Origin of the sequence: Methanospirillum stamsii (assembly GCF_003173335.1) — an archaeon.
GTDB classification, from domain to species: Archaea; Halobacteriota; Methanomicrobia; order Methanomicrobiales; family Methanospirillaceae; genus Methanospirillum; species Methanospirillum stamsii.
Genome location: NZ_QGMZ01000029.1, coordinates 82,584 through 97,295, shown reverse-complemented (window position 1 = coordinate 97,295; position 14,712 = coordinate 82,584). Strand labels below are relative to the sequence as shown.

At 40.2% G+C, this 14,712-nt stretch carries 20 protein-coding genes; 9 read left to right on the top strand and 11 right to left on the bottom strand.

Annotated features, from left to right (window positions below; translation table 11 throughout):
* Window positions 1–2 precede the first annotated feature (2 nt).
* Entirely contained in the window at window positions 3–146 is a 144-nt protein-coding gene (locus DLD82_RS13380; protein ID WP_281268014.1) for an ATP-binding protein, read from the top strand.
* Window positions 147–199: 53 nt separating this feature from the next.
* Here the strand turns inward: DLD82_RS13380 and DLD82_RS13375 are convergent, their stop codons facing one another.
* Window positions 200–673, bottom strand: coding sequence for a hypothetical protein (locus DLD82_RS13375; RefSeq protein ID WP_109941632.1), 474 nt, complete (start codon window positions 671–673; stop codon window positions 200–202).
* A gap of 213 nt (window positions 674–886) precedes the next feature.
* Between DLD82_RS13375 and DLD82_RS13370 the strand changes: the two genes are divergently transcribed.
* Window positions 887–1,735, top strand: coding sequence for a cache domain-containing protein (locus DLD82_RS13370; RefSeq protein WP_181391441.1), 849 nt, complete (start codon window positions 887–889; stop codon window positions 1,733–1,735).
* 265 nt (window positions 1,736–2,000) lie between these two features.
* Here the strand turns inward: DLD82_RS13370 and DLD82_RS13365 are convergent, their stop codons facing one another.
* The 5 genes from DLD82_RS13365 to DLD82_RS13345 form a co-directional block, all read right to left on the bottom strand.
* Window positions 2,001–2,573: a hypothetical protein gene (locus tag DLD82_RS13365; RefSeq protein WP_109941630.1), complete on the bottom strand. Its 573-nt coding sequence runs from the start codon at window positions 2,571–2,573 to the stop codon at window positions 2,001–2,003.
* 197 nt (window positions 2,574–2,770) lie between these two features.
* Window positions 2,771–3,196, bottom strand: a complete 426-nt coding sequence (locus DLD82_RS13360) for a GNAT family N-acetyltransferase (protein WP_181391440.1) — start codon at window positions 3,194–3,196, stop codon at window positions 2,771–2,773.
* A gap of 35 nt (window positions 3,197–3,231) precedes the next feature.
* Window positions 3,232–3,969 (bottom strand): alpha/beta hydrolase, encoded by a 738-nt coding sequence (locus DLD82_RS13355; protein WP_109941628.1) that lies wholly within the window; start codon window positions 3,967–3,969, stop codon window positions 3,232–3,234.
* Window positions 3,970–4,031: 62 nt separating this feature from the next.
* Window positions 4,032–4,340 carry a HepT-like ribonuclease domain-containing protein gene (locus DLD82_RS13350; RefSeq protein WP_245920451.1) on the bottom strand — a complete coding sequence of 103 codons (309 nt, stop codon included), beginning with the start codon at window positions 4,338–4,340 and terminating at the stop codon, window positions 4,032–4,034.
* A gap of 28 nt (window positions 4,341–4,368) precedes the next feature.
* Window positions 4,369–4,659 carry a nucleotidyltransferase family protein gene (locus DLD82_RS13345; protein WP_342764574.1) on the bottom strand — a complete coding sequence of 97 codons (291 nt, stop codon included), beginning with the start codon at window positions 4,657–4,659 and terminating at the stop codon, window positions 4,369–4,371.
* Window positions 4,660–4,960: 301 nt separating this feature from the next.
* Here DLD82_RS13345 and DLD82_RS13340 point away from each other — a divergent pair, with 301 nt between their 5' ends.
* The 3 genes from DLD82_RS13340 to DLD82_RS13330 all read left to right on the top strand — a co-directional run bounded on the left by DLD82_RS13340 (window position 4,961) and on the right by DLD82_RS13330 (window position 7,920).
* Complete coding sequence (locus DLD82_RS13340; protein WP_109941626.1) at window positions 4,961–6,439, top strand: substrate-binding periplasmic protein; 1,479 nt, start codon at window positions 4,961–4,963, stop codon at window positions 6,437–6,439.
* Between the two features lie 499 nt (window positions 6,440–6,938).
* On the top strand, window positions 6,939–7,430 hold the full coding sequence (locus tag DLD82_RS13335) for a hypothetical protein (protein WP_245920450.1): 492 nt from the start codon (window positions 6,939–6,941) through the stop codon (window positions 7,428–7,430).
* A 109-nt stretch (window positions 7,431–7,539) separates the two neighbouring features.
* Entirely contained in the window at window positions 7,540–7,920 is a 381-nt protein-coding gene (locus tag DLD82_RS13330; protein ID WP_109941625.1) for an MBL fold metallo-hydrolase, read from the top strand.
* A 289-nt stretch (window positions 7,921–8,209) separates the two neighbouring features.
* Here DLD82_RS13330 and DLD82_RS13325 read toward each other — a convergent pair whose 3' ends face one another.
* On the bottom strand, window positions 8,210–9,103 hold the full coding sequence (locus DLD82_RS13325; protein WP_146199806.1) for a hypothetical protein: 894 nt from the start codon (window positions 9,101–9,103) through the stop codon (window positions 8,210–8,212).
* A 173-nt stretch (window positions 9,104–9,276) separates the two neighbouring features.
* Here DLD82_RS13325 and DLD82_RS13320 point away from each other — a divergent pair, with 173 nt between their 5' ends.
* The 3 genes from DLD82_RS13320 to DLD82_RS13310 are packed head-to-tail and all read left to right on the top strand — an operon-like array spanning window position 9,277 to window position 12,736.
* The gene (locus DLD82_RS13320) at window positions 9,277–10,347 is read left to right on the top strand and encodes a bifunctional DNA primase/polymerase (RefSeq protein ID WP_109941623.1); all 1,071 of its coding nucleotides are present in this window, start codon (window positions 9,277–9,279) and stop codon (window positions 10,345–10,347) included.
* A complete protein-coding gene (locus tag DLD82_RS13315) occupies window positions 10,344–12,431 on the top strand; it encodes a hypothetical protein (protein WP_109941622.1) in 2,088 nt (695 codons plus the stop codon). Before DLD82_RS13320 ends, DLD82_RS13315 begins: the two co-directional genes overlap by 4 nt.
* Window positions 12,428–12,736 (top strand): DUF6009 family protein, encoded by a 309-nt coding sequence (locus DLD82_RS13310; RefSeq protein ID WP_109941621.1) that lies wholly within the window; start codon window positions 12,428–12,430, stop codon window positions 12,734–12,736. The genes DLD82_RS13315 and DLD82_RS13310 overlap by 4 nt, the downstream gene beginning before the upstream one ends.
* 4 nt (window positions 12,737–12,740) lie before the next feature.
* Here DLD82_RS13310 and DLD82_RS13305 read toward each other — a convergent pair whose 3' ends face one another.
* From DLD82_RS13305 to DLD82_RS19605, 4 genes are all read right to left on the bottom strand, one after another.
* Window positions 12,741–13,076, bottom strand: coding sequence for a type II toxin-antitoxin system VapC family toxin (locus tag DLD82_RS13305; RefSeq protein ID WP_245920449.1), 336 nt, complete (start codon window positions 13,074–13,076; stop codon window positions 12,741–12,743).
* 22 nt (window positions 13,077–13,098) lie between these two features.
* Complete coding sequence (locus DLD82_RS13300) at window positions 13,099–13,374, bottom strand: hypothetical protein (protein ID WP_109941619.1); 276 nt, start codon at window positions 13,372–13,374, stop codon at window positions 13,099–13,101.
* Between the two features lie 233 nt (window positions 13,375–13,607).
* Window positions 13,608–14,078, bottom strand: coding sequence for a GNAT family N-acetyltransferase (locus DLD82_RS13295; protein WP_109941618.1), 471 nt, complete (start codon window positions 14,076–14,078; stop codon window positions 13,608–13,610).
* 257 nt (window positions 14,079–14,335) lie between these two features.
* On the bottom strand, window positions 14,336–14,509 hold the full coding sequence (locus DLD82_RS19605; protein ID WP_369333095.1) for a type II toxin-antitoxin system HicA family toxin: 174 nt from the start codon (window positions 14,507–14,509) through the stop codon (window positions 14,336–14,338).
* On the opposite strand from DLD82_RS19605, the gene DLD82_RS18680 reads away from it, so the two are divergent.
* Window positions 14,462–14,638: a hypothetical protein gene (locus DLD82_RS18680; RefSeq protein ID WP_181391439.1), complete on the top strand. Its 177-nt coding sequence runs from the start codon at window positions 14,462–14,464 to the stop codon at window positions 14,636–14,638. The two genes, DLD82_RS19605 and DLD82_RS18680, sit on opposite strands and share 48 nt — an antisense overlap.
* Window positions 14,639–14,712 lie beyond the last annotated feature (74 nt).

The following is a 14,712-nucleotide window of genomic DNA, read 5'->3' as shown; positions in this document are numbered from 1 at the left end:
CATTGGTTACATCCAATCTCATGTTTTCAGAATGGGTAAGGATATTCCATGACAAGACACTGACTGCCGCTTTACTTGATAGGATAACTCATCGAGCTCTCATACTGAATATGAGTGGAACGAGTTTCAGAAGGAGAGAAGACTAAAAACTACGACGATTACCTTAGGGGGTGGATCATTTTTGGATCGGCGGTATGGGTCAAAATTGGACCGGCGAAAACATAATATATCTGTAAAAAAAGCATGTTGACTTTTTTAGTTTTCCCCCAACAACGAAGTCTTCATTTTCCGTGACTTTTTTACCATAAAAGGGGTCATCTACCTCATCTGTTGCAAAAGTATAGGATTCTCCTTTTTTAAGCAATTGATGCAAAGAATCTCGAAACAATTCGGTGCTATTTTTTAATAACTCGTCGTATTCGAGAGTATTAATACATGTCCAAAATGTTGTAGCGGATGGGATTTTTTGGTTGGGCACTTTACATATCGCTGTAGGCGAATACCTTTTCATGGCCATTCCGACAGTCGTTGAAACAATGTCCTCAGGAGTAAATGTCCCACAAGGCAGGATAGTGATATGATCGGTAATCGAGCTGATTGCCAATTCTAAAGTGGCCCGCTCTTTTCCAATAAATTCGGACAATTCAGAATTTTTTTGGTATTTAATTCCCATAACGGAGTTTTTCGCGAAATTTTTATCATATATAAACTTTCCGGAATGAAGTTAATCGACTCTAAAAAAGAAAAAATCCTTGGATCAAAAAAAACAAAAAAATTTTAAAAAATGCAAAAGTGCTCAAATATTGTATTTATGCGAAAAAAGTGTTTGATCCAGCAATCATTAATTTTGTTTGATTTTTACGATTGTTGGATACTGAATAAGGATGTGAACCTTTCAGAAAAAAGTGATATCGCAGCACTGAAAATTGCAGTCATTCAAGATAGCCGGACTATCAATTCAGCCCTGAATGCGGGTGCTGATGAAAAGAACCTCATAATAGTCCTCACCGCAGAAGACGCAATAAAAATGGTTGATGACGGTTCTGTCGATGCATTTGCCTATGGAGATTACCCAGGTCAGAAAGCAATAGCAACGTATGCCAAGAATCCGGACAAATTTTCACAACAAAAGGAGATAGGATATTTTAAAGATTACTTTGCGTTTAATCCGGATACACCTGAAGAATTCGTCACCTCGGTGAACGACACGCTTAAGGAACTCAAGATGAACCGGGCTGAAAGTGGGAGCACCGACTATGAGAAGATTTTCCTGAAATATCTTCCGATAGGATGTATGGATAGTGATATTACCGATGAGAGGCTGGTAGACCTTGTCCAAAAGACCATTGAAAACTTGAAAGGTGATCCCAGCGGAACTCTTACCAGTATTAACGCAGGTGAAAGCCCGTATGTGGATTCTACCGATCCAAATCTGTATGTCTTCGTCTTTGATACCAATGTTACCCTTCTTGCAAACGCGGTAAACCCGCAGACTGTAGGAACTCATTATTCCGGAAAACCTGATGCGGTAGGGAACATGTTTCGTGATAATCTGACGGAACTTGCCTTAAAAGAAGGAAAAGGCTGGATTACTTACGTTTACTCAAACCCTGAATCACTCATCCTGTACAAAAAGAAGAGTTATGTCGAACTTTGTACTGATAGTGATGGTGTCCGGTATATCGTCGGGTCTGGCAGGTATCTGAATTGTTCTGAAATGAAAGAAGAACCTTAAGCAGGATACCTTAAACCTCTTTGTAAAAATCAGAAGGTACCTTTCATTATCCTTTTTTCCTTTGCCTGCAATCGGAATCGTGTTCCGGATCATTGGAGTTAGATCTCATCACCAATGACTCCCAGGTTTGTTTATCATTCATTATACATAGATATTACAGAAAAGACAGTTTATCTCAAGGTATTTTTATCCCGAAGAACAAAAACCGGTTAAGTATCTCACAAATAAAGGGATGAATTGGTTCCCTATAAAATTACCGGTAACATCATGTGGGTGTGCAACATGTGCAAATATCCCCACACTCTCCACTTCCTCCAAAATCACAACAGAAACAGGGGTTGCAATTCAGAGCATTTGATGGTGCCTCCCAGACTGCTTCTAAATAAATATCGGCACGATTGTATTCCCCGTTTATCTCATCTAAAGTTAGTTCCTGCCCATTTACAAGAGATTTGAGCATCTCCCCTTCATAATACTCAAGCGGGTTTACATTTAGCGTGAGAACCTTATTCTCATCAGATAACGACAGATTTAAGACCTGAATTATTGAGTTGGTTTCATTTTCAGCATTAAAAAGTTTAACTACTGCTTGTGCGGGGTAGGAAATATCAGTAAGGGATTCAACGGGAACTAATTTACTTTCTACACCATCGGTAATATGGAAATATGGAACGACATCCTTTACCATTATTATCATCCCATTTGATCCATTCGTGATTGCACTCCCACTCCCTTGGATATAGATCAACGCGGAGGATGATTCAGCAGCAGAACAGAATCCAGTACAAAAAACCAGAACCAATGAACAGAGAATTCCAAGATGTATGCAATAGCCCATAGTTCTTATAATATATATAATGATATAACCTTGTTGGTTTATTCAGAGAATATTTGGGCAGTAACAATCTAAAGCTCTCATAAATTTTAAATTGAAAAATTTATTTTTCAAAACTGAAATCTCTGAAATCACCTCCAGATAATCCGGAAAAAAGTCACTATAATTTCATTATTATTCAGTAAGATCAAAGAAATGACCTAATAATCCGGATCCCATGCAGAAGGTATGAAGAGAACATTTCTTGGATACCGGGTAAAACCGTTTTTCAAATAATATTCAATATTTTCGTCATTTGTTTGAACAATCCATTCGGTTTTAGGATATGTCTGAATACAACGCTTAAGCAACTCCCCTCCGATTCCTTTGGACTGGAACTCTGGATCTACGACCAAGTCGTGAATTGTTGATCTGATAATTTTATCAGAAAGAACTCTGACAACTCCCACTAATTTATTCTCGTGCCAGGCCGAAATCACCAGTGTGGAATTAATAAAAGGAAGATTGAAATTTTGAATCATCCCCGGTGTTTCAGGCTCCCTGATCCAACCCGCTGACATGAAAAGGCCATGTAATTGATTGATGGGAAGATCCTTCCATTCTTCATCATAAATAATTTGAGACATTTTCATCAAAATTTCTTAAAAGAAATAGAAATCTATTAATATTTTATAGTAAAATCTTCGGAATTAATGTAATCAATATGAGATTGTAACCACATTCTAAATCTCTGTAAGTGTTCATCTGTATGAAAATAATGTTCTCCGGATTCCATAATCTCTAATTTGCAATGAAATTTTTCGGTAAAATTGCTGATGGTATCAAATTCTACCAGATTATCTTTCGCTCCGTATAAGATAGAGGTATCAACCTTCCAGGAATTGACCGGATGGTCTAACACATAACAGAAATAATCCCAATATAATTTCTGACCGATGGGGGTATTAATCGTTCCTTCTTTTTCCAACCGTTCCGGAGTAACCTGAAACCACATCATCATATTCCTGATGATTCGTTCCATGTCTACTACCGGAGAGAGGAAAAGGGCTTTTTTAAAATCAACCTCGTGATAGGCCAGAAGGCTGAAATATGCTCCCATACTGCAGGCAAAGAGGTTTAAATCTTTCCACCTGGTTTTTGCATAGCTGAAAATTTCAACCAGGTCGTGAACACAATTTTGTACCTTGCATGGAGTAGTACCATCTTTTCTCTCACCATGTTCCGGCAGATCAAAACTCAATACCTGGTATCCCTTTGCGGTCGCTTCATGTGCCAGAATCCCGATAACGTTATCTTCTTTATGAGAGAGATTTCCATGAACTGCAATGTACAGTTTATCATTTGTATCTCCCCATATAATGGCAGGGATATTGTTTATTTTAATGATGTTCTTCTTCATATGCTGCTTTTATGTCAGAAAATATATTATTTATCTTGTATGTCTGTCAATTACTTATTAAATTAAAATTTTCCAGAGTTAATAATCTGATTAATCTCTTCTTTTAATTCCGGGAGTTTGTTTTCAATTACATCCCATACTATTTCTATATCAATTCCAAAATACCCATGAATAAGAATATCACGAAACCCGGCGATTGATCTCCAGTCTGTTTTCGGAAATTGAACCTTTATTTCATTGCTGATATTTTTTGTCGCCTCTCCAATAATTTCAAAGTTGCGGACAACAGCATCAATTCTCATTTGATCGGTCAAAAAATCTTCAAATGAATTATTTCCCACATATTTCTGAATATTATTGATAGCCTCCATAATATCCGATAAATAGAGTAGTTGGTCCCTAGGCATACACGACTTCATTAAGAATAGGATCACGAATGAGTGGTTTTAAGGCATCTTCTGTAACAAGATCCACCTTTCGATTAAATATTTCTTCAAGATAAAATTTTAATCCCATGAAATTGTCAAATGATTTTTTTCCTTTCTCAAATGTTACCAGAACATCGACATCACTATCCTCTCGTACATTACAATGAACAAAAGAACCGAAGATTCCAATTTTTTTAATTCCAAACCTTTGCTTAAGTTCCCGTTCGTTCAAACGAAGAAGGGCGAGAGGATCTATATTCACATTCAGATATAAACTGTCCTATTATTTGGTTATATGCATGTTTTCGTGTAATCGTTATTACATTTTGATTATCCATCGTTTTTGAGTTAAGATGAATAATGATGGATAATTATCGATAATTTTTGTAATGGGAAATTATTTGGGTATTCTTTAGATATATTTTATTTTGGGAATAAATTTAGGAATAAGATTCTCAAACCGGACTGACATAAGATCTGTGTATTTTTTTATAAGCCTAAGAGATTAATCCTGTTGATATTTAGAGAAACCCTGAAATAGTTTTCAACGTTTAAAAAGAGATATGCAATACCTGAACATCCCAAATCCTCATCTATACCGGATGGGCATAATCCTGATTGTTAGCATAATTTTTATCTCCGGTATCTCGCTGGCAGAAAATACATATGAGCCCGTCAATGAAAGACAATCACTTGAAAAACTGACCTTTTACACAGAACACCTTCCACCCTATAACTACGAGGAAAACGGGAGTGTAAAAGGACTTTCAATCGATCTTCTTGAAGCGATAACTCTGCGGATGGGTCATCAAATCCCTCGTAAGAACGTGCAGATTGTCCCTTGGGAAACCGGGTATCAGTCCGCTCTTACCGAAAATAATTCAGTCATTTTTTCCACCGGACGTATCCCTTCACGTGAATCACTGTTCCGATGGGCAGGTCCAATTTCAGTAGAGCGGGATGTTCTATTTGCTAACGCTGATGCAGCATTGACAATAACGACATTAGGAGACGTGAAGGGACTCCGTGTAGGGGTAACTCCGGGTCATGCCGGAACTCAGGTGCTCCTTGATGCCGGAGTCAGCGAAGATCAGATAGTAACCGATGCAAATGTATCTGAACTCATCAGGAAACTTCAGGCAGATGAGATTGACCTCTGGTGTTATCCTGAACTCACCGGCCGGCATTACGCAGAGAAAGAGACCGGCAATTATTATGCTTTCAAAGTGGTTTTCCCGCTCGAGGATATGGGAATCTATTACGCTTTTAGTCGTGATGTTCCTGAATCTACGGTTCAGGTATTTCAAAATGTCCTAGATACTCTGAAAGAGGAAAAAGACGAGACTGGCATTACCACGTATGAACGAATTTTAGAGAGATATATACCGGCGGTAGGACTCTCGCATCTGCAGTACCTTACCGAAGAATGGGCACCATATAACTATCTGGAAGATGGCATTCCTGCAGGGATATCAGTTGATATCCTTGAAAAGGTCTTTAAAAGCATCGGTGTGAATAAAACCCGGGAGGATATCAGGATTGTTCCCTTATCTGAAGGATTCAGGCAGGCACAGGAAGAGAACGGAACAGTCCTTTTCTCAATCGCCAAATCTCCGGAACGTGAACCACTCTATCAGTGGGCAGGACCATTTACCACCGGAAAGTTTGTCCTGTTTGCTCCGGAACAGAAAAACATTTCCATTACAAATCCACAAGACCTTGCCGGATACCGGATTGGGACCGTGCAGGGGACGATTGAAAATACCCTCCTTACGAATATCGGTGCTGAAAAAGAACAGATAGAAACCGGGCTGGTTCCAGGAGATCTTATCCGGATGCTGGAAGAAGAGCAGATCGATCTCTGGGCTACGGGGGATGAAACAGGAAAATATGAGATGAAAAAGGAAGGTCTTGATCCTCAAAAATATGAAGCGGTATATACCCTGAGTGAAGACGACTTTTATTTCATTTTCAGTAAAGATGTTCCGGATTCATTAGTACAGGCATTTAATCAGACACTGATGTCTATTCGAACACAATAAAATACGAAAAATACAGGAGATACCATCATCTCCAATTCTCAATCCATTCGGAATCTGTTTCTCATTTGTCCAACCGATTTTTGCCTTTTATACGGTAATAGAAATACCGGGATGACGGGAATAGAATCCGGTGGTTTATTGGTGTTCGTAGCAAATCCGGCAAGTGCGTTTTTATGTGTATTCTGATATCGCTGATATTTGAGTTACCTATGTGTCTGCGAAGAAAAACTAATTCTAACTCTCCTAATCCTTGCAACCGGTCTTATGAGTCAAAAACAGGATCTTCATCTTCAACTTTTTTTATGCCCCTGGCGATTAAAATTAGACCATTTTTGGAATCAGGTCCATGTAGCAGTTGTAACAGATGTAACAGTTCTTGAAAAGAGACCCCGGAAAAAAATTCTATTATTATCTTCGAGATTTTGAGAGATTATACAAAATAATCGTAAATAAACAAATTGTTATATTATCCGGGCTTATATACCGGTATCCTATGCTCATGCAGGAACCAACCCCGGAAATGGTCCGGGCATGGAAAGAAACCTTTGAGACCTACAGGCCCGTACTAAAACCCAACAATAAACCAATACAAGACGTCATTTCTTACTTGAAACAGAAATATCCGGTCACTGAACGAACTGAACAAACATTACTCCGGGTCGTTATCGAAAATGTCACCCTGAATGAATATAACGCACAAAAGATTCCGGCAGGTAAAACCCCTCTGGCACTGGTTTTCCAGGTAGAAGATGCCGTATCCGGAAAAAATCTCTATGAAAACCAGGATGATATATTCAAAGGATGTGCTATTATTGTTGGCTTTGAACTTGTCTCCGGATATTTCATGGTGGAGGGAAGCAGTCAGCTCTGGGATGAGTTATTCGTATTTCGTGGTCTGGATGAAATAGATTTGACGAATTTTTACCTGGTTGCTGAATACGTAGCATGTGTAAAGAAATCCGGCGATCCGGACAGGATACTTATCTCTTAGTACCTATGCATTTTTCCATGAGTTTTCAGAAATTCAAGGATTAAAAAGTAGAAATTTTTTCTTCATCTAAAAGCTCTGAAAGATCAAAATATTATGAGCAGGAGAGCCTATGCTGATAACGCCTTATGTTGATGCAATATATCATCAATTTACCATTCCTGTACGTCCTGGTTTGAATCTTGACCGGGTTGTGTACAGTTTCATCATCTTTAGGAAGAATATAACACTCATAGATACCGGTGTTTCCGGTAGTGAAACGAAGATCTTCGAGACTATTCAGTCACATGGCCGAAGTCCTTCGGGTATTTCTCTCATCATCCTGACCCATGCTCATCCGGAACATATCGGAGCAGCCAGAACGATTCAAAATGAGACCGGCTGCAGTATCGCTGCTCATCCATCAGATAAGCCATGGATAGAATATGTTGATCTCCAAAACCGGGAACGGCCGGTTCCTGGTTTTTCCTCCCTGGTGAGCAGACCTATTTAAAACAACAGAATATCTTGGTCTGCCTCCCCAAGCCTTAAATCCCCTTTTTGCGAGGACATTGTCTGCAAATCTCCGGATTAGGGAGAGAGAAAAACTGATTGAATAATCCTCTCCATATTATGGAATCCGGATATCGGGAAACATAAAACAGGGTACAAGGTATTCACAGACCTCCCAGGGTTTTCACCCGGAAGGTTTTTTCATCTTCATAAAAAAATTATCAGGTCTCTTTTCCATAGAACTGTTACAACTGTTACGACCGCTACAACGTCTCAGTTTCCCTAAATATCTACGATTTCTTGAATATCCCCGATTCATAGCAAAATGACTTCTGCGAACTATCCCCTTCTGTGATTATGGTATGACGATCAAGTATCATTTCATGTGCCTGAATCATATTATAAAATAACATTTCGGGGTTTTTTATTGAGGTATGGGCATAGATATCGTTTTTGTTCTCGACCAGGAATGTTGCAATCTCGCTTCGGTATTTTTCTTCAGAGTGACTGTAATCAACAATGAGCCCCATCGTGCCGACAAAATAAAGAAAGTCAAAATCTTTCCATTCGGTCTTGAGCATCTGCGATCCCAGGATCAATTCAAGGTAAGGATCAATATGTCCTGCCTGATGGTATGGAAACAGGAAAAAGGAAGGTGAGTGCGTCACAACATACCGATAAAAATTGACTGCCCGGAGAACATCCATTGGAAGTTCTTCATCCCGGGTTTCCTGGATTTGCTCACCCTGTAAAAATCCCCAGTATACAGAAAGGTCGGTGCTTTCATATCCAACCCTTGTTTTCGGATGATTACTTTTTGCTAAAAAACCGGCTTTTTTAAGCGCCAATTCCTGAACATATGAAGATGAAAAAAAAGGCACCCGTTCCTCTTCCTCCATCAGGCTAATAATATCGGTAACATATCCAAGAAGAATCCCGGATGAAAAATCAATGTCCCAGTAATTCACACCGCTGTTCGTTTCTTTTAGAAGAATCCCCTCTTCCTTTGCGGCGGCGAGTTGTATTTTTGTACTCTTTGGTTCTTTTATCCCAAGATCACTTTCAATATAGCCCCGAATCATCGGCTCCGGGGTCCATCCTGACTGCTTTAATACTATCTCAATTATCTTTCGCTTCGTAACCCCCGAATTATTACGCTGCCCTCGCGTTCTCCCTTCAGTCATGATCATATGTATGAACATATTACTATGAATATATTGCTATGAATTAATACATAGTATTATAATACCAATGCTTATATGTGAGCACGGATAATGAGAATAGAGAGAAATGAACAAAGGTATGTTCGTTTTCTTTCAAGTAATTTCTATTCAGATTAAGTGAGCTGAAAATTTAGATGCAAAATTATTGTATTGAAAAAAAACACGAAGTAGAATCCCTGAAAGGGATCAACGATATTCCTGCCACACCGGGAATCAAAGGTCCTCACATGAGTAATACCACAACCTCTGTCTTCAAAGGTTCCTGTATACCCTGGCAGATGCAGCGTGAAGGCCTGCTCTATGTCCGTGTCCCGGCTGGGGAGAAAGGCCCTACTGAAAAAGGCTGGAACCAGTTACCACAGGGAAGGTGCTATTCAGATCCCGTTTTGGCTCTGCATCTGGAGCATGGAGGAAATTATGGCTATTATCCTGCTCCGGGTTCGGATATCCTTTCCATTGACGTGGATGATGCAGAGGCATTTCATGATGCAGGCGGGGAAAATCTGGTACGGGATACATTCCGGTATTCTGCATGGCCTGACTGGCATAAATACCGGGCTATTGTTCACTGTCCGGACATCCCTCTCCATTTCTGCGGACATAAACTCTCAATAAGGAATTCCCTAGGACAGACCGTTGTTGAACTCTTTTTCCCGGCAGGGATGGAGAAAACAGGTGGTCAGTGTATCGGTCCTGGTAGTATTCACCCGAATGGGAACCGGTATGAGATATATGATCCAGATGCCCGGATAATGACTGTAAGATGGTCTGATATTGAGAATATCACAAGAACCATAAGCCCGGATACTGGTGCTTATCCAGTATTTGAGCAGGATTGCCTGGATTCCAGTCAAAGCAGCAAAAAAAATGTTACGCAGCGGTATGGCCTGTCTGTTATGGATAATCTTCCACTGGAGGCAAGGATATCTGGAAATGAGATCCGGGGAAAACATCCGGTTCATGGGAGCACATCATCAGGAGGAAATATAGTAATGAATCCGGGAAAAGGGCTTGTCTACTGTTTTCGGTGTGCTGCCGGGTATGATGCAGCGGGTTGGGATGCTATATGCCAGGGAATTATGCCCTGTGGCGGAACCTATGATTCGGACGTGATGAAAAGGCATCTACAGGTGCTTGACCAGGAAAAGCCTGAAGTCAGGTTTCTGGAGAGAATTGCCTGGAAAAAAGCGAGGAGGAGATCATGACCGAAGTAATGACCGCTCAAACTCCCTTCTCTGATTTGATGAGGAGGGCACTTCTGATGGCTGGTGATAGGTCCTATGTGAAGGTGAAAGAATCGGGGGCATATCTATTCAGTGATAACCCGGATGAAGAAGGGGATCTTACTCAGGAATTCTGGGATATTGCCGTCTATCTGCTCTCCAACAAGAAACCCTCCGATGCGGTAATCAGAACGTTACAGAAGCGGAATAAGAAACTGAAAGAATATCAGCAACTGGACTATGATACTCTTCAGGATATTAAGGAACTGGCATTTTCTTATATCAAAACCGTGAAAACATTTGATTCCCCTGAAGAAGAGGAGATAATCAGGCGCATTCCGTTTTTCGAGAAAGACGGGTATCTCTACCTTACCTGTATCAGTCCGGATGATAGATACTCGTATGCTCACCTGCAGGATGGAAAGATAATTTTCTCCGAAGAAGAGATTGATCCGTCAGGTGTACTCACAAGGCCTCCTGAGCTTCCTGTTCACCAGGACCGGGGAACAACATCGTATATTGTGGGAATACCACGGACTTACCTTCTGGAAAAAGCCGGACTGCTCTCACCCGAAGCATTGTACACCAGAATCCGGAATCACCTGTTCTCGTACCTTGATGCTGAAGAACATGATTATGAGTTATTTGTGTATTACATCCTCTATTCGTGGTATTATTCCAAGTGCAGCACCACACCTTATCTTCGGTTCCTTGGTGATACTGGCAAGGGAAAAAGCCGGTTTTTAAAAGTCATCTCTGATCTCTGCTTTTATCCAATCCGGGCGTCAGGAGCGTCTTCAATCTCCGGTATCATGCGGTTTAAAGAGAGATGGATGGGGACACTTCTTATCGACGAATCAGATCTGAAAGGTGATCAGTCAGATCCTCTCATCAAGTACCTGAATCTTGGATTTGAAAAGGATAATTACTATATCCTGACGGATAAAAACGATCTCTCCAAAGTCCATCTTTTTGATCCGTTTGGCCCTAAACTCATCGCAATGAGGCAGCCGTTCCAGGATACTGCAACAGAAGGACGGTGTTTTTCCTTCTCTCCGGATGAGACGACACGGGAGGATATTCCCCCAGAGCTTCCAGCCAGGTATGCAGATGAAGTAGCAGAGCTCAGGGCTCTTATTGCACGATTTACTCTGGAGCACTGGTCCCATGTATCAGAAGAATGTATGATTTCATGCATCGGAAAAGGGATAGAAGGACGGCTGAAACAGATGGCACGGCCTCTCTCTGTTATCCTGACACTTTTTCCTGACGGGCAGGAACGGTTTTTCACGTACCTGAACAACCGGCAACAGGAGATTAAAAGGACCCGGGCCGAATCGTTTGAAGGTGGGATGTTTAATTATGTCCTTTCTTTAGCCCAGGGAGATGAAGATCTGATGATTGATCCGGAATTCGGGAAGTACTACTATGAAGGGAGAATTCAGGCGATTACATCCAATATGGTCAGTCAAGGTCTGAAATGCAGTCGTAAAAACGTGACCCGGGCACTTTCAGGAATAGGGATGGAGAGTAGGCAGAAACGAATTCAGACTGCAACGGGGACGAAAAATGTCCGGGCATTTTTGGTTTTGGGCAGAAGGAAATGGCTGGAGATTATGCAACGGTACTATTATGATGAGTCTGGTGGGGAGATCCCCGAATGTCCGGAATGTTTGCGAGGCCCGGAATATAAGAACCTACAGTCAGAAATTACCAACATTGAATCGTTCACTGATCAGGTTTGTCTGGATGATAAGGTATCTTGTCGATCAACAGGGCATCATTCTGGAGGCCTGATTCCTGAAACCGCCTCTGATAAAAAAGTCGGATTCACCACGTTCCGGGAATTTGCAGCATATCATGGTCTTGAACCAGACCTCCCGGTTCAGGAGTATGTTCCGGTTCCAAAGGAATGCGGTAGTGATTTGCATTGCCGGTGCAGAGGATGCCGTGAGTCGAATACGTCTTCACAGATCCTCTGGATTCCGGATAGGCCGTATAATCAGGTCTGTTTGAAACATCTGAATGAAATGAAAAATTTGTATGAAAAGGAGAATGTATTATGATAACATGGCTTGATAATCCACTGAATTACTCGTATGTAAGAAAAACATCCTATACTAGTCTCTCTTCCCGGTTTCCGGTAAAAACCCTGGGAAAGAAATTTCAGCAGTTTGGAAAACTCATCGGACATGAACTGATTGAGAGGAAGGATTCCAACACGAAAGGGGTGTATCTGTACCACCACCAGTTTTACTGGCTTAAAGAGCATGACCGGGATCTTGCTCCGGACGGAGTGTACAAGGGGCCCCGGGGATTTGGCGGACGGATGCCGGTTGAAGCGGTTGATCCGGTCAGGCTGATGGAATAATTTTTCACCCTTTTTCGAATGGATTTATCAACTCCAGATTGTCAATCCATTGAAAGTCCTGAGTATTACGGGTAACTAATTTTATCTGATAAGCAATTGCGGTACCAGCAATTAATGCATCTCCTAATGTCATTTTTCTGATCTGTCTGAGTTTTACAGCATAGTCTAAAACATTTTGAGATATCGGTAGCATTTTTGCAGTTCTGAAAAAAATTTCCAGATATTCACGTTCCTTATTATTTAGTTTATGGTAACCAAGCACCTCTACATAACTGATGACAGAAACATATGGTGCATTTTTTTCTATTAAGGTCCGGATTTTTTCTTCTTGAGGTTGCACTGCATAAATAATGATATTGCTATCAATCAGCATCTTGTCTTCCAGGTAATTCCCTATCCTGTCTCATTTCTCGAATCAACTCAACCGGATCATCAACATCTCTAAATGCTTTTAATTTTACTAACATATTCAAAGCTGAAACCATGCTTTTACCTCGATATATTGAATCATCCGGTAAAGGTTCATCTAAAATGGTAATGAATACAGGAACTGCGGAATCTGAGTTAATTACTTCATCTATGTCATTATCCCATTCAATATGGTTATTTTTTATAGTTGCTTTATATGTCCTTAACATCTCTGTTCCTTCTTATGTATTTTTGATTATGATATCTTTTCTGTTTACTGTTGATGCCCTACAATCCTGAATTTTTTCATGGTAGATTATTGAGAGATACCTGCACTAGTATTATGAGCAAGATACCAATCCAGATGAAAAATATCCTTACCTGATAAAACCCTTGTGAGTAATACCTTCCATATTTTTTAACTCCGGTATCATAAAGACGGATGGGTTATTATAAATTTAAATCAAAGGGTAATAGATAGAATAACCATATCTTTAAGTTGAATTCCATTTTCAAATATGGGCATTGGATATTTTCTGATATAAAAATCCTTTATTACCCTGCTGAATCTGAACCCCGCTTTCTGGTAGAGGTATAATTGCTTCTCTGCACAATCAGCGGTCCCGATGATAAGTTCTGATAAACCTTGTTCCCTGGCTTTTTTTATTATCTCAAGCAGTAACCAATAACCGATTCCGTTATTTTGATAATCTTCTCTCACCGCGATATTTATTATCTCCATACCCTCTTCGTCTTTCATTACTGTTGCACAAACAGCAATCATTTCATCTTGATGTTCCACTACAAAAATTGTAGAATCGTGAATGTATGCATTAATTCCCTCTCTTGTCTCATCAGCAAGTAATAAGAGTGAATAGGGGATATTTTCACCGGGCTTAAGTATCCGGATTTTCAGATCTTTCTGGTTAATCATTGTCTTATTCGAATTTTTTTGAGATGTGTTTTCATGAATGTCTCCTAACTATCGATATTCCTCTTTCTTCTCCCGGTATTTCGAGAAGGGTGATCTCATGATCCTTCGCCGGTTCTTATCCAGACAGAAGTATGCTTTTCCCTATGATGGGAAGAGATCCTTCTCCACTGGGCAAACAAAGACCAGTACAATTTCTCACATCTCATGTTAGAAAATCATATGTCCCGGGAAAAAACAGAAGATTTGGATTGATAAATTTATTTTAGGTCCTCAAATGATAATTCCGCATTGATGATAATCTGGTTTAGGTTTTTTGGATGAAGTATTTCTCCGCTGTGGTAAGGTACGGTCACTCTAACCTGTTTATCATTTCGATATATTTTATGACTACCGGTCTGTCGAACAAGAGTAAATCCTCTTTTTTCAAGGATTGGAATGAGTTTGTCAGCAGTAGTACGGGGATGTTAATGGATATTATTGCCATTATCCATGGTAAGACTTGTGTTCAAACTGATGAACTGGTTCGCCACATGCTACCTGATCTTCTCCACAAAGTCTGATGGCATGTTGTATCCGGTCGTATACCTCTTCGTATGAATTCCCTTGGGAGTAATATCCCTATTTCGAAAACAAA

Excerpts from the sequence above, each read along its gene's own strand:
- DLD82_RS13330 (WP_109941625.1), top strand. The coding sequence starts at position 7,540 with ATGCTGATAACGCCTTATGTTGATGCAATATATCATCAATTTACCATT.
- DLD82_RS13355 (WP_109941628.1), bottom strand. The coding sequence starts at position 3,969 with ATGAAGAAGAACATCATTAAAATAAACAATATCCCTGCCATTATATGG.
- DLD82_RS13325 (WP_146199806.1), bottom strand. The coding sequence starts at position 9,103 with ATGACTGAAGGGAGAACGCGAGGGCAGCGTAATAATTCGGGGGTTACG.
- DLD82_RS13310 (WP_109941621.1), top strand. The coding sequence starts at position 12,428 with ATGATAACATGGCTTGATAATCCACTGAATTACTCGTATGTAAGAAAA.
- DLD82_RS13340 (WP_109941626.1), top strand. The coding sequence starts at position 4,961 with ATGCAATACCTGAACATCCCAAATCCTCATCTATACCGGATGGGCATA.
- DLD82_RS13300 (WP_109941619.1), bottom strand. The coding sequence starts at position 13,374 with ATGTTAAGGACATATAAAGCAACTATAAAAAATAACCATATTGAATGG.
- DLD82_RS18680 (WP_181391439.1), top strand. The coding sequence starts at position 14,462 with ATGACTACCGGTCTGTCGAACAAGAGTAAATCCTCTTTTTTCAAGGAT.
- DLD82_RS13335 (WP_245920450.1), top strand. The coding sequence starts at position 6,939 with ATGCAGGAACCAACCCCGGAAATGGTCCGGGCATGGAAAGAAACCTTT.
- DLD82_RS13320 (WP_109941623.1), top strand. The coding sequence starts at position 9,277 with ATGCAAAATTATTGTATTGAAAAAAAACACGAAGTAGAATCCCTGAAA.
- DLD82_RS13350 (WP_245920451.1), bottom strand. The coding sequence starts at position 4,340 with ATGGAGGCTATCAATAATATTCAGAAATATGTGGGAAATAATTCATTT.
- DLD82_RS13360 (WP_181391440.1), bottom strand. The coding sequence starts at position 3,196 with ATGTCTCAAATTATTTATGATGAAGAATGGAAGGATCTTCCCATCAAT.
- DLD82_RS13315 (WP_109941622.1), top strand. The coding sequence starts at position 10,344 with ATGACCGAAGTAATGACCGCTCAAACTCCCTTCTCTGATTTGATGAGG.
- DLD82_RS13365 (WP_109941630.1), bottom strand. The coding sequence starts at position 2,573 with ATGGGCTATTGCATACATCTTGGAATTCTCTGTTCATTGGTTCTGGTT.
- DLD82_RS13375 (WP_109941632.1), bottom strand. The coding sequence starts at position 673 with ATGGGAATTAAATACCAAAAAAATTCTGAATTGTCCGAATTTATTGGA.
- DLD82_RS13295 (WP_109941618.1), bottom strand. The coding sequence starts at position 14,078 with ATGATTAACCAGAAAGATCTGAAAATCCGGATACTTAAGCCCGGTGAA.